Origin of the sequence: Rhodococcus sp. I2R, assembly GCF_020889545.1 — a bacterium.
Classification (GTDB): Bacteria; Actinomycetota; Actinomycetes; order Mycobacteriales; family Mycobacteriaceae; genus Rhodococcoides.
Map to the genome: position 1 here is coordinate 47,647 of NZ_JAHUTG010000006.1, position 13,359 is coordinate 61,005.

A 13,359-nucleotide genomic window follows, 5' to 3' on the forward strand; every position below is an offset into this window, starting at 1 on the left:
TCCTTGCATCAGAGTCGAATCAGGACTGTCGCCTCTGGCTGGTCAGTGAGCGGCCCGATCCCAGCTCGCACCCGTTCCGACAGACACTTCGAGGGGAACCGACAGGTCGATCGCCGACGACATCTTCTCGCGCACCAGGGCCTCGACCTCCTCGCGTTCGGACTCGACAACTTCGAGAACCAGCTCGTCGTGAACTTGCAGCAGCATGCGCGAGGTCAAACCGGATTCCCGCAGTGACTTGTGCACGTCGATCATCGCGACCTTGATGATGTCGGCGGCAGTTCCTTGGATCGGTGCGTTCAGCGCCGCCCGCTCGGCAACCTCGCGTCGCTGACGGTTGTCGCTGTTGAGATCGGGCAGATACCTCCGCCGGCCGTACAGGGTGGAGGTGTAGCCGACCTTTCTGGACTCCTCGACGGCTTTGCGAAGGTAGTCGCGCACTCCACCGAACCGGGAAAAGTACGCTTCCATCTGCTCTTTGGCCTCGTCGGTTGAGATCTTCAGCTGCGCTGCCAGTCCGAATGCGCTGAGACCATAGGCGAGGCCATAGGACATTGCCTTGACGCGCCGACGCAGCTCGGGAGTGACCTCGTCGATCGGTACTCCGAAAGCGCGTGCGCCGACGAAACTGTGCAGGTCCTCGCCGGTGTTGAACGCTTCGATCAGCCCTTCGTCGCCCGACAGGTGAGCCATGATGCGCATCTCGATCTGGCTGTAGTCGGCGGTGAGCAGCATGTCATAGCCCTCACCGACGACGAAGCCGTCACGAATGTGGCGGCCGGCTTCGTTTCGGACCGGGATGTTCTGCAGGTTGGGATCGGTCGAAGACAGCCGTCCGGTGGCCGCGACGGTCTGATTGAACGTCGTATGGATGCGGCCGTCGTCGGAAACCGATTTGAGCAAGCCGTCGACAGTCACCTTCATGCGTGTCGCGTCACGATGATCGAGAAGGAACTTCAGGAAAGGGTGTTGTGTCTTTTCGAACAGCCCCTGCAACGCGTCGGCGTCAGTGGTGTATCCGGTCTTCGTCTTCTTGGTCTTCGGCATCTCCAGCTCGTCGAACAGCACCGCCTGCAGCTGCTTCGGTGATCCGAGATTGATCTGCTTGCCGATGACCTCGTACGCAGCATTCGCGGCCTCGCTCACCTGCCCGGCAAACGTACTCTGCAGTTCGCCGAGGTGGTCGAGGTCGATCGCGATGCCGGTCGCTTCCAGATCGGCGAGCACCGAGAGCAGCGGCAGCTCCATGTCGGCCAGCAGCGATGTCGACTCGATGCTCTCGAGTTCCTCGTCCAGAGCAGTAGCGAGGTCGAGCACGGCCTGGGCACGCAGGATTTCGCCTTCGGCTACCGCCGCGCCCGCCACGTCCTCGGTATCGAGCAGCGACATCTGCCCCTCGGCGGAGTCCTCTGCCCGCAACTCACGTTTGAGGTACCGCAGAGACAGATCGTCGAGATTGAAGCTGCGCTGGCCCGGACGGACCAGATACGCGGCCAGGGCTGTGTCGCTCGTCAGACCGCCCAGCGTCCACCCCCGCCCCCGCAACGCGTGGATTGCCCACTTGGCTTCGTGGAGCGCCTTCGGCTGCGAGGCGTCGGCCAGCCATGCGGTCAACGCCCGTTCGTCCGATTCGTCGAGCTCGCTGGTGGTGACGAAACCGCCCTCGCCGTCGGCAGCGGCGATCGCGATGGACACGGCGTCACTGTCGAACGGCCGCCGCGGACCGACGACCGACAATCCGTGACGCAGACCGCTCGCAGCATGCGCGGACAACCAGTCCGCCAATTCGCCGACTGGGATCGCTCCACCCTTGACCTCGAAACCGCCTTCGGCTTCGGGTTCCACCGATGACAGCGTGTCGAACAGCCGATCGCGAAGGACGCGAAACTCGAGGTCGTCGAACAGACCGTGAATTTTCTCCCGGTCCCACGGTGCCAACTCGAGCTGATCGGGCGTATAGGGAAGCGGGACATCGCGAACCATCTCGGTGAGCTCGCGGTTGAGCACCACGCTGGACAGGTTGGCACGCAGAGCGTCGCCAACTTTGCCCTTCACCTTGTCCACGTTGGTGACGAGCTCCTCGAGCGACCCGTACTGCACGATCCACTTGGTAGCCGTCTTCTCACCCACACCGGGGACGCCGGGCAGATTGTCGCTGGGGTCGCCGCGAAGAGCGGCGAAATCCGGATACTGCGACGGCGACAGGCCATACTTTGCTTCGACCTCACCCGGGGTGAACCGGGTCAGCTCGGACACGCCCTTCTTCGGGTACAGAACCGTGACGTTCTCGGTCACCAATTGCAGCGAGTCCCGGTCCCCGGTGACGACCAGTACGCGATAGCCGAGCGCCTCGGCCTGCGTGGTGAGGGTGGCGATGATGTCGTCCGCCTCGAATCCGGGTTCGGCCATGACCGGAATACCCATGGCCCCGAGCACATCCTTGGTGATGTCCACCTGCCCAGCGAACTCGTCCGGCGTCTTGCTCCGATTCGCCTTGTAGTCGGGGAATCTTTCTGCCCGAAAGGTCTGGCGCGAGACGTCGAACGCGGCCGCGATGTGCGTCGGCTTCTCGTCCCGCAGCAAGTTGATCAGCATCGATGTGAACCCGTAGACCGCGTTGGTCGACTGCCCACTGGTGGTCTTGAAGTTGTCCACCGGGAGCGCGAAGAACGCACGGAAGGCAATCGAGTGGCCGTCGATCAGCAGCAGTGTCGGCTGCTGACCGCCGGCGGATGTGTCGGTCGAGGGTGCGGGTGCAGCGCTGGCGTCGATTACTGGGCTCACGGTTACCCAGTCTATGTAGCGGGTCCGACAAGCTGTGGGCGGATGCGGTGGCCCCGGCCGACTGCCGCGCGAGCGGTTCGAAACACAAATGAAACTCACCGGAAATTCGAGACGCCGATTTCGTGCGCTTACAGAGGTTAGAGTCCGACAATTGCTAGCAGCCGGACCCGCCGTGGGGTCGGCCCGACAACCGTCCGGAGGACGTGCGTGGCTCCAATAGTTGGATGGACCCGAAGAAAAGATCGAATTCGGTCCAGCAGCCGAATACCACTTCGCTTTCTCAGACAGATCCTCCTCATCGCGATCCTCGGTTCCATCGCAGCGGTCGCGTTCGGCGGGACCGCCCTCGCGCAGGAACCGACCCCTACTCCCCCGTCTGCAACCACGTCGGAGGCTCCGCCTGCCGACGCCGAATCCGTCAGCGGCAGCCTCAACAACGGCGGTGAACGGTTGGCGGGCGTCGATGTTCTCGCCCTCGACGAGTCCGGCGAAGAGGTCGCCCGGACAACCTCGGAGGCAGGTGGCCGTTGGACTCTCGAGCTCTCCCCGGGGTCCTACACATTCGAGGTCGACCCCGAAACACTTCCCGACGGTGTCAGCGTCCAGGATGCGGTGCAACGCGACGTCGTCGAGGGCCGCGCCAATACCGTCGTCATCTTCTCCTTCGGTGAGGCGCGCAGCGCCACGGAACTACCGTTCTACGAGAAGTTCCTTCGAACCACGGTGGACGGCATCAGATTCGGTCTCGTCATCGCTCTCGCTGCGGTCGGACTCAGCCTGATCTTCGGCACGACGGGGTTGACCAACTTCGCCCACGGTGAGCTCGTCACACTCGGCGCAGTTGCCGCCTGGGTGTTCAACGTGAGCATGGGAATCCAGCTGATCCCGGCAACAATTCTCGCGATCATCGTCGGCGTCGCCATCGGATGGCTCAACAACGCAGCCATCTGGAGACCACTCCGAAAACGCAGGACCGGGCTCATAGCGCAGCTCGTAGTCTCCATCGGCCTCGCCATCGCGCTGCGATATCTCATCCTCATCTTCTTCTCCGACCGCGCCGAACCGTTCGCCGACTACCAGGCGCAGACGCAGAACGAGTGGGGGCCTTTCGCGATCACCAACGTCAACCTCGCGTGCATCATCATCAGCGTCGTCGTCCTCGTCGCCGTCGCGCTGATGCTGCAGAAGACGCGAATCGGCAAAGCGATGCGGGCAGTCGCCGACAACCGAGACCTCGCCGCCTCCTCTGGTATCAACGTCGAGCGCGTCGTGACCTTCGTCTGGTGCCTCGGCGGCGGACTCGCGGCCCTCGGCGGCGTGCTGTTCGGTCTGTCCGAGCTGTCCGGCCGCGTCCAGTGGGAAATGGGCTTCAAGTTGCTGTTGCTCATGTTCGCGGGCATCACGCTGGGTGGTCTGGGAACCGCCTACGGGGCCTTCCTCGGCTGCGTCATCGTCGGACTTCTCGTGCAGTGGTCGACGATGATCATCAACCCCGACCTCAAATACATCGGAGGACTGCTCGTCTTGATTCTCATCCTCGTCGTCAGACCGCAGGGCATACTCGGCTCGCGGCAAAGGATCGGGTGACCTCATGGATATTCTCGGAGCGCTCCAAGTATCTCTCGCTCAGCTCGTGGGCCCGTCCGCGATCTTCTACGCTCTCCTCGCCATCGGGTTGAACCTGCACTTCGGCTACGCCGGTCTGCTGAACTTCGGCCAGATCGGATTTGCGTTGCTCGGCGGCTATGGCGTCGGCATCATGACGGTCACCTATCAGCAGCCACTGTGGCTGGGCATCCTGGTCGGCCTCGGGGCCGCCGGGCTGTTGGCACTCGTCCTCGGCATACCCACTCTGCGCCTGCGTGCGGACTATCTCGCCATCGTCACTATCGCGGCGTCGGAGATACTGCGCCTGGTCTTCCGATCGACCGCAAGTGACTCCGTGACCGCCTCGACCAACGGCCTGTTCGGTTTCGCGGACCCGTTCACCTCGTTGAGCCCCTTCGACTCGAGCAAGCAGTACGACTTCGTCGGGGTCAAGTTCTATGGCGACGACCTTTGGGCGATGGTCGTCGGCTGGTCGCTGGTACTGCTGCTGTGTGGTGTCGTCTACCTGTTGACGCACAGCCCATGGGGGCGCGTCCTCAAGGCGGTTCGTGAGGACGAGGACGCTGCCCGTTCGCTCGGAAAGAACGTCTTCGTCTACAAGATGCAGGCCCTGGTGCTCGGTGGTGTCATCGGTGGCATGGGCGGGGTGTTCAACGCACTGCAGACCAAGTCCATCAACCCAGATTTCTACTCGACAGCGCAGACGTTCTTCGCCTTCGGCGCCCTGATTCTCGGCGGCGCCGCAACCGTTTTCGGTCCGGTGGTGGGCGCCATGCTGTTCTGGTTCCTGCTCTCCATTCCCGACGCGATCATGCGGCAGGCGATTTCCGGACCCGACCCACTCCTCGATCTCACAGAGCAGCAGGTGGGCGCAAGTCGTTTCGTCCTCCTGGGCATCCTGATCGCTGTACTGATGGTGTTCAGACCTCAGGGCATTCTCGGGAACAAACGAGAGGTTCAACTCAATGCCTAACGGGAACTCATCGCCGAGCAGGAACCCCAGCACGCTGGAATCCCGAGCTGCGCAGGCGCTTTCAGCTGATCAGCGCGCAGCCCTGTTCGCTGGCGTTGCCAACGAGCCCGGTTCCGCCAAGCCCGACCCCACGCTCGTCGTGGATGGCATCTCACGGACGTTCGGCGGACTCAAAGCGGTGGACGTCGCGCACCTCGAGATCCAACGCGGCTGCATCACCGGACTGATCGGACCCAACGGCGCAGGAAAGACAACGTTGTTCAACCTGCTCACCGGATTCGATCGACCCGACACCGGCACCTGGTCGATGGACGGCCAGTCATTGGGCAAGATGCATCCGCATCAGGTCGCACGCAAGGGCGTCGTTCGTACGTTTCAGCTGACCAAGGCACTGTCGAAACTGACCGTGCTGGACAACGTCAGGCTCGGTGCGACCGGACAGCGCGGCGAACGCATCCTCAACACCTTCATGCCGTGGACCTGGAAGGCGCAGGAAAGGCAAATCACCGAACGAGCCAACGAACTCCTCGCACGATTCAAACTCGACGCCAAGGCCGACGATCTCGCAGGCTCGTTGTCAGGTGGTCAACGCAAGCTGTTGGAAATGGCCCGCGCCTTGATGACGGACCCCTCGGTCGTGATGCTCGACGAGCCGATGGCCGGCGTCAACCCAGCGCTCACCCAGAGCCTTCTCGGACACATCAAGTCCTTGCGCGACGACGGCATGACAGTGGTGTTCGTCGAACATGACATGGATGTCATCCGGGACATCAGCGACTGGGTGGTCGTCATGGCGCAGGGCAGCGTCATCGCCGAGTCGACACCGGAAGAACTGTCCAACAACGGCGCGGTGGTGGATGCCTATCTGGGCAGCCATCACGACCAGGCACTCGAGTTCGACGCCGACGGAAATCCGGTGGGTGCCACCGCCGAACTCGCCGAAGCGATCGAACAAGCCGAAGTCGAGCAGATCAAGGCCGGGGGCAGTCTCTCCGAACCCGAGTTCGTCAGTCCCAACGTCGACGCACCGGCTACGGGCAAGCACGCCAAGGAAGAGAACGAACAATGAGCGAACCGAGTACCGAAAAGCTGACACCGGCCGAGTTCGCCGCCACCCCCGCCGAACACGCACGTCTCGCCGAGGGCGCACTGTTACGGGCGGACAATATCGTTGCGGGATACATACCCGGGGTGAACATCCTCGAATCGTGCAATTTCTTTCTGCGTGACGGCGAGATCGTTGGCATCATCGGCCCCAACGGTGCAGGCAAGTCGACTCTGCTCAAGACTCTGTTCGGTCTCATCCCGGTCAGAGAAGGAACTGTGAAGCTGCGCGGCGACAACATCACCTCGGCCGAGGCGCACGTCCTCGTCACCAAGGGTGTGGGTTATGTTCCCCAGACGCAGAACGTGTTTCCCTCGCTGACGATCGAGGAAAACCTCGAAATGGGCATCTATCTCCGCCCGAAGAAATTCACCGAAAGGTTCGAGTTCGTCAGCGAGCTGTTTCCACTCCTGAGCGAACGCCGAAAGGTCAAGGCAGGAGCGCTCTCCGGCGGTGAGCGCCAGATGGTCGCTATGGGTCGCGCTCTGATGATGGAGCCGTCGGTGCTGCTCCTCGACGAGCCGTCTGCTGGACTGTCGCCGATGTTCCAGGACGAAGTGTTCATCCGCTGCAAGAAGATCAACGCAGCAGGCGTCTCCATCATCATGGTGGAACAGAATGCGCGTCGCTGCCTGCAGATCTGCGATCGCGGATACGTTCTGGATCAGGGCCGCAACGCCTACACCGATACGGGACCGAACCTGATGAACGACCCGAAGGTCATCGAGCTCTACCTCGGAACACTTGCAGGAAGCAAAGAAAAGAAGTAACGGTCGGCCACCTGCCGCAACCTGTTCCAACACAACGACAGAGCCCCGGTCCTTTCGGACCGGGGCTCTGGTCTTGGTTGTTCGGCGTCAACTGAGTTCAGCTGACGGCGACTCACTCGCCGACGACGATGTAATCTTCCGTCGTCAGTGTGTTGTCCGGTCCGAAGACCAGGTTGCCGTACGAACCTGTCGCCGGTTCGCCTGCGTCACTGAAGTTGAGCTCGCCGGTGACACCGTCGTAGTCGATGTCGGTGCCGGCTTCGAGGAGCGGTAGGCACTCGGCGAACGTCGTGCACTTCTCCCCGTCCTTGGTGACGCTGTTGATGTTGGCCGCGATGTCCACGCCTGCTGTCGATCCGGCCTGGACGGCCGCAAGAGCCGGGATCACCACTGCGTCGTACGACTCACCCGCGTAGTTGAAGTCCAAGAGAGCGGGATCGACGGTCTTGAGTCGGTCCTGGAACTCCGTTCCCACGTCGGTCAACGGTGTTGTGCCACGCATTGTGTCGAGCAATCCGGCTGCGACCGACTCGCCGAGGGCATTACCCATGTTGCCGTCCACGCCGTAGACGAGCATGCCGTCGGACGGACCGATTCCGAGCTCGTGCATACGAGTGATGATGCGAGCCGATTCATCGAAACCGATGATAGCTATGGCATCCGGCGCGAAGTTGTTCACATCGTCGATCTCGGCGTTGTACGACTGCGCGTTGGGGTCGTAGATGATGGTCTGCAGCTGATCCGACGGGATTCCGGCTGCTTCGAGGTTCTCGACCGTGTTGCTCGCCAAGCCGGTGCCGTACGGATCGTTGAGAGCCAGGATCGACACACGCTGCGCGCCGTCCTCGGCGATCAGCTGAGCCAGCGCCTGCGCCTGCAGTACGTCGGTGGGTGCGGTGCGGAAGTACTGGCCACGGTCTGCGTAGCAGACGAACTGGTCCGAGGTGTTGGCCGGCGAGATCTGCACGACGCCCGCGCTGGTGATCTTGTCGATGACCTGCAGTGACACAGCCGAGGACGCCGCCCCGACGATCACGTCGGCACCGCCCGCGAGGAGGCGATCGACGGTGGTGTTGGCGGTGTCGGTGGTGGTGTCGCCCGAGTCTCCGGGGATCAACGTCACGGGCTGACTGAGTACGCCACCGGCCTCGTTGATGTCGTTGATGGCGAGCTGCACCCCGGCGACCTCGGGCGGGCCGAGGAACGCAAGGCTGCCGGTGTTCGGCAACAACGTGCCGACCACGAGAGGACTGGTGTCGGGTGTGTCACCTGCTGTGGCCTGCTCGGGCTCGCAGTCGGTGGAGACAGCCTCCTCCGCCGCCGACGTTTCGCTACTCCCACCGGCAGCCGTGTCATCGGTGTCCGAATCGTCGCCCGAGGAACAGCCGAACAGTGCCAGGGATGCGGCACTGAGCACCGCAGCCGTGCGGACATAGGTCCGTTTTGCCATCTAGTGTCTCCTTGATCGCTCTTCTATGACACGCACATGAACAGTGCGCCCCACGCGTGGATCAGACGCTAGCTCCCCGAACCGATTTGCGATTGCTGAGAAGACGGCTCGTGACCTGACTGTGACCTGACGGGCCGAAGATTTACGCGCCCGTAGCGTGACCGAGCCGAGCAGCCGAAAAAATCACGTCTCGGCAGGATTTCCGAGCGTCTCCATGATCACCTCGGCGACAGCTTTCATCGTCGTGCGGCGATCCATCGCGGCGCGCTGAATCCATTTGAACGCCTGCGGCTCCGAGAGGGACTGCGACTCCATCAACCGACCCTTGGCGCGTTCGATGAGTTTGCGGGTTTCGAGGCGCTCCTGGAGATCGGCGATCTCGTGTTCGAGCGCCGAGATCTCCGTGTACCGGCTTGCTGCGAGTTCGACGGCAGGCATCAAATCGGCTTTGGAGAACGGCTTGACCAGATATGCCATGGCTCCGGCGTCTCGTGCCCTCTCCACGAGCTCTCGCTGACTGAAGGCCGTGAGAATGACCACCGGAGCGATGCGCTTCTCCGCTATCTCCGAGGCCGCGTCGATCCCGTCGCGTATGGGCATCTTCACGTCCATGATGACCAGGTCGGGGCGAAGTTCGACAGCGAGGTCCACCGCCCGCTGTCCGTCCGCGGCCTCCCCCACTACCTCGTAGCCCTCTTCTCGCAGCATCTCCACCAGATCCAGGCGGATCAGCGATTCGTCCTCGGCCACCACGACACGAAGAGCGGGTTTGCCGCCCTCCTGCGCAACAGGAGCATCCATGAGTACCAGTCTCCTTTGACGAAGTCATCGACCGGCTGGAGCGTCAAGCGCAGGCCCATCGGGCTCACGCAGGCGCCCACCGGGCCGTCAAGCAATTGAAGGGTACCGGTGCACAGGGCGTTCAGCGCATCTTCTAAAGTAGTGAACCGCACGACACAGCCAGCCCTCGTATCCCAATTGGCAGAGGAAACGGATTCAAAACCCGTCCAGTGTGAGTTCGAGTCTCACCGAGGGCACCACAACCGCAGGCCAGCGCAATCAGCCACCTACCGCTTTGCCTCAGTGTGAAGCAGCCGATGCGGGCGGCCGTCCGCTCAGCCGACCGGCCAAACGACGAGCGTCTTCCACATCGCCGGGTCAGGCTCGGCGGCAGGGTCGCTGAGGTAGTACTCCCACATCGAGCTCCCCGGCGTCACCCCCTCGGCCTGCATCTTCCCCATGATCGCCTCGTAGGTCTCGGCGAGAGTGTCGTAGGGACCGACGTGCATGGCTTCGAAGGCCTGGCCGGCCGGAAGCGATCCTCCGGTCACCCCGCCATCGACACCGCCGGAAAAGGGTTCTGCTACCGGAAAACCAGCTTCGACATCGATGACGTCGGTGGGCATTCCCCGGTACAACGCAAACGGTGGCCCGGCCAGTGGGACGTGCTGTTGCTCAGCCGCGCTCATCACCGCACCGAAGGCGCGGCCGAAGAACTCCGTCAGCTCGTTCATGGGAACGGTCTCGCGGAGCACCGCGGTCGATAGCTCCTGGAGTTGGGTGGACTTGATGTCCGGCGTCTTTTCCGGAGTCGTTTCGGTCATAGGCCAAGGCTCCGTTGTGCGGATTCCGGGGTCTAGGGCCTAACGTCCCCTACGCGCAACATCCGGAGTTCGAGGCGCTGGAGCCAACGGCGAGGGTTTGGACGCAGGGTGGTCATTCAGTCGATCGCGGACAGGTCCGCAACTCACTCGACTGCCGGCGCAGAGGTCGGAGTCTTACGCAGATGATTCTGGACTCGCCCCTCCCCGCGCTCGATGCCATACCCGCGGAATAGTTAACAAATTACGCAACTGCTAATATAGCGATGGATTGCGCGCGGGTCAGGGGTGCGCAATCCACCCCTGCAGCGTGGAGGAGCGATCCATGGCGACATCGCCGCATCAGGGCCACCCGATCCAGGTAAACCCTTGTCGATCTACGCACTGAGGATGGGCGGATCGGCGTGCCAGCCCCAGAGCCAGGCCGGGGAATGTTGGGTGCCCGCATCATGAGTGCCGTGGGCGGCGCTTCGCCAAAGCGCAGACAGAGCATCGTTCGCCAGATCCGCAGAATCGGCCGGATCGCAGAGCCCGAGCCGGATACGACCATCCACCGGGACTCGGGTGAGCACGGCACCATGACACCGTTCTTGTCGACTACCGGGTCGATTCAGGTTCGCCACGTCGACGCCGGCTCGTGCAACGGGTGCGAGATCGAGATCGCCTCAGCATTCGGACCGGTGTACGACATCGAACGCTATGGCATTCGATTGGTGGCGTCCCCGCGTCACGCGGACATTCTCCTCGTGACAGGACCGGTCACACGCAATATGGCTGACCCATTGCGTGTTACGTACGATGCCATGCCTCATCCCAAACGCGTTGTTGCTCTAGGTGAATGCGCGTTGAACTGTGGGGTGTTCAAGGGTGGGTTCGGTGTGATCGGGGCGGTTCGAGATGTCATCCCCGTCGATTTCGACATTCCAGGATGCCCACCGTCTCCCGATGCCATAGTGGCAGCGCTCCGGCGAGTGTCCGGCCGATGAGCTCGGTGGCGGTCGGGATGTCGATGATTTACATCTCAGCGTCGTTGGCGGTCGGAGCAGCTGTGATCTTGCCTGCTCGTGTGCGTCGCATTCTGGTCGGCCTGTTGACCACAGTTTCCGGTATCGGTGGCGTGCTGGCGGGTTGCGCCGCTCTCGTTGTGAGTCAGCGCTTTTCGCTGACCGTCCATCAAGTGCTCCAGTTCGACGGGATCGAACTGCAGGTCGATCCTCTCTCGGGTTTGTTCATGCTGCTGATCGGCGCGGTCGCTGCCGCAGTCGGGGTGTACAGCACCGGATACACCGGCCCAGGTGGCCATCACGAACACCAGGAGGTATTTCCGCCGGGATGCGGGGCGCAGTCACGCACCGCTCAGACCATGCTCCCGGTGTTTGTCGCGTCGATGCTGCTGGTCCCGGCAGCTGCCAACGTCACGACGTTCTTGGCTGCGTGGGAGTTGATGGCGCTGGCATCGCTGATGCTGGTGCTGGCCAACTACCGTGCCGGGAAGCAAGTCGGCGAGGCCGCGCTGTGGTACGCAGCGATGACGCAAGCTGGGGTCGTGGTCATCGTCGTGGGTTTCGGGTTGCTCGCCGGTGGTGTTGGAGGTGAGTCCTTCGACGCGATACGCGAAGGCACGGAGGCGTTGCCGCCGCTCGTGCGCTCGACCGCATTCGTGTTGGTATTCATCGGATTCGGATCGAAAGCGGGTTTGGTCCCGCTGCATGTGTGGCTTCCTCGCGCACATGCCGAAGCTCCGAGTCATGTCTCGGCCCTGATGTCTGCAGCGATGGTCAACCTCGGCTTCTACGGCATCATCCGGGTCGGTTTCGACCTCCTCGGCGGTGGTCCTCGGTGGTGGGGATGGCTCATGCTCGCAGTGGGCACACTCTCAGCGGTGTACGGAGTTCTGCAGGCGAGTGTCGCCACCGATTTCAAACGACTGCTGGGCTATTCGACGACAGAGAATCTCGGCATCATGCTGATGGGTCTTGGTGCCGGCGCCGTCTTCGCCGCAGACGGCAACCGCATGCTGGCGAGTCTGTTTCTGGTAGCGGCGCTGCTGCACGCGCTCAATCATGGCGCGTTCAAGGCGCTGCTGTTCCTCGGTGCGGGATCGGTGATGCGAGCGACGGGGACACGTGACCTCGACCGACTAGGAGGGCTGGCTTCCCGCATGCCGGTGACCACCGCCATGGTCGCCGTGGGCGCGCTCGGGGCCGCTACCTTGCCCCTGGGGAATGGATTTGTCTCCGAATGGCTCTTGCTGCAAGGGTTTACTCACAGTCTCGGCGTGGGCGAGGTGACCGATACGGTGACCACCCTCGCGATGCCGCTCGCGGTTGCGGCGCTCGCATTGACAACCGGACTTGCGGTCGTCACCTTCGTCAAAGTGGTGGGGATCGGGTTCCTTGCTCGCCCCCGGACGGCTGGCGCGGCGGAGGCGAGCGAGAGTCCGGAGAGTATGCGGTGGGCAATGGGTGCCGCGGCGCTGGTGTGCATCGGTTTAGCGTGGTTTCCTGCGCTCCTCGGTGAGGCGCTGGTCCGGGCGATGTCGGTGCTGCCCAGCATCGAAGATGGCAGTCCGGTCGACCGAGACGCGGTGACCCTCCGGCTGGCCGGCATCTCCGGCTCGATGTCACCTCTGCTGGTGGCAGTGGCGCTTGTAGCTGGGACGATTGCGGTAGCGGGCGCCGTCCGATGGACCGGTACACGTATGCCGGCCCGGCCTGCAATGCCGTGGGGGTCAGGGCGTCGCAGTCTGAGCCCCCGCATGGAGTACACCGCGACCGCGTTCGCGGAACCGTTGACCCGTGTCTTCGATGATGTGCTCAGCCCTGAACACGATGTGGATGTGACACCGTATGTCGAGTCGCAATACTTGATCGAGAGCGTCAGTTTCCGGCAGAGAGTTCCCGACCGAATCGAGGCTCGCCTGTATCCGCCGGTGATCTCTGCAGTACAGCGTTGGGGTCGGTGGGCACAGCAGGCTTCGAACGGTGACTTGCACCGGTACCTGGCCGTGGGCTTCGTGGTGACGATACTCGCCCTCGCCGCAGTGGTGGCGACACTGTGAGCAGAGA

10 protein-coding genes and 1 tRNA gene are annotated in these 13,359 nt (G+C 62.8%); 7 read left to right on the forward strand and 4 right to left on the reverse strand.

Translation table 11 applies throughout. From position 1 onward, the window contains the following. Nucleotides 1–42: 42 nt before the first annotated feature. A complete protein-coding gene (polA, locus tag KVY23_RS07590) occupies nucleotides 43–2,772 on the reverse strand; it encodes a DNA polymerase I (protein WP_230556067.1) in 2,730 nt (909 codons plus the stop codon). A 300-nt stretch (nucleotides 2,773–3,072) separates the two neighbouring features. On the opposite strand from polA, the gene KVY23_RS07595 reads away from it, so the two are divergent. From KVY23_RS07595 to KVY23_RS07610, 4 genes are read left to right on the forward strand one after another with little or no spacing between them, the layout of a single operon-like run. Further along, a complete protein-coding gene (locus KVY23_RS07595; protein ID WP_374108701.1) occupies nucleotides 3,073–4,371 on the forward strand; it encodes a branched-chain amino acid ABC transporter permease in 1,299 nt (432 codons plus the stop codon). Between the two features lie 4 nt (nucleotides 4,372–4,375). Beyond that, nucleotides 4,376–5,365: a branched-chain amino acid ABC transporter permease gene (locus tag KVY23_RS07600; RefSeq protein WP_206511398.1), complete on the forward strand. Its 990-nt coding sequence runs from the start codon at nucleotides 4,376–4,378 to the stop codon at nucleotides 5,363–5,365. After that, on the forward strand, nucleotides 5,358–6,434 hold the full coding sequence (locus KVY23_RS07605) for an ABC transporter ATP-binding protein (RefSeq protein WP_230555943.1): 1,077 nt from the start codon (nucleotides 5,358–5,360) through the stop codon (nucleotides 6,432–6,434). The genes KVY23_RS07600 and KVY23_RS07605 overlap by 8 nt, the downstream gene beginning before the upstream one ends. Next, complete coding sequence (locus KVY23_RS07610; RefSeq protein ID WP_206511397.1) at nucleotides 6,431–7,240, forward strand: ABC transporter ATP-binding protein; 810 nt, start codon at nucleotides 6,431–6,433, stop codon at nucleotides 7,238–7,240. The genes KVY23_RS07605 and KVY23_RS07610 overlap by 4 nt, the downstream gene beginning before the upstream one ends. Nucleotides 7,241–7,352: 112 nt before the next feature. Here KVY23_RS07610 and KVY23_RS07615 read toward each other — a convergent pair whose 3' ends face one another. Beyond that, entirely contained in the window at nucleotides 7,353–8,690 is a 1,338-nt protein-coding gene (locus KVY23_RS07615) for an ABC transporter substrate-binding protein (protein WP_230555944.1), read from the reverse strand. Nucleotides 8,691–8,873: 183 nt separating this feature from the next. Next, a complete protein-coding gene (locus KVY23_RS07620; RefSeq protein ID WP_075840642.1) occupies nucleotides 8,874–9,491 on the reverse strand; it encodes an ANTAR domain-containing response regulator in 618 nt (205 codons plus the stop codon). Between the two features lie 162 nt (nucleotides 9,492–9,653). Between KVY23_RS07620 and KVY23_RS07625 the strand changes: the two genes are divergently transcribed. Continuing rightward, a tRNA-Leu gene (locus KVY23_RS07625) sits at nucleotides 9,654–9,730 on the forward strand. Between the two features lie 75 nt (nucleotides 9,731–9,805). Here KVY23_RS07625 and KVY23_RS07630 read toward each other — a convergent pair. Beyond that, the gene (locus KVY23_RS07630) at nucleotides 9,806–10,294 is read right to left on the reverse strand and encodes a GyrI-like domain-containing protein (RefSeq protein WP_230555945.1); all 489 of its coding nucleotides are present in this window, start codon (nucleotides 10,292–10,294) and stop codon (nucleotides 9,806–9,808) included. Nucleotides 10,295–10,740: 446 nt separating this feature from the next. On the opposite strand from KVY23_RS07630, the gene KVY23_RS07635 reads away from it, so the two are divergent. Beyond that, entirely contained in the window at nucleotides 10,741–11,277 is a 537-nt protein-coding gene (locus tag KVY23_RS07635; protein ID WP_230555946.1) for an NADH-quinone oxidoreductase subunit B family protein, read from the forward strand. Continuing rightward, nucleotides 11,274–13,352: a proton-conducting transporter membrane subunit gene (locus KVY23_RS07640; protein ID WP_230555947.1), complete on the forward strand. Its 2,079-nt coding sequence runs from the start codon at nucleotides 11,274–11,276 to the stop codon at nucleotides 13,350–13,352. The genes KVY23_RS07635 and KVY23_RS07640 overlap by 4 nt, the downstream gene beginning before the upstream one ends. Nucleotides 13,353–13,359 lie beyond the last annotated feature (7 nt).

Coding starts and splice junctions, on each gene's coding strand:
- KVY23_RS07600 (WP_206511398.1), top strand. CDS start 4,376: ATGGATATTCTCGGAGCGCTCCAAGTATCTCTCGCTCAGCTCGTGGGC.
- KVY23_RS07605 (WP_230555943.1), top strand. CDS start 5,358: ATGCCTAACGGGAACTCATCGCCGAGCAGGAACCCCAGCACGCTGGAA.
- KVY23_RS07610 (WP_206511397.1), top strand. CDS start 6,431: ATGAGCGAACCGAGTACCGAAAAGCTGACACCGGCCGAGTTCGCCGCC.
- KVY23_RS07615 (WP_230555944.1), bottom strand. CDS start 8,690: ATGGCAAAACGGACCTATGTCCGCACGGCTGCGGTGCTCAGTGCCGCA.
- KVY23_RS07620 (WP_075840642.1), bottom strand. CDS start 9,491: ATGGATGCTCCTGTTGCGCAGGAGGGCGGCAAACCCGCTCTTCGTGTC.
- KVY23_RS07630 (WP_230555945.1), bottom strand. CDS start 10,294: ATGACCGAAACGACTCCGGAAAAGACGCCGGACATCAAGTCCACCCAA.
- KVY23_RS07635 (WP_230555946.1), top strand. CDS start 10,741: ATGAGTGCCGTGGGCGGCGCTTCGCCAAAGCGCAGACAGAGCATCGTT.
- KVY23_RS07640 (WP_230555947.1), top strand. CDS start 11,274: ATGAGCTCGGTGGCGGTCGGGATGTCGATGATTTACATCTCAGCGTCG.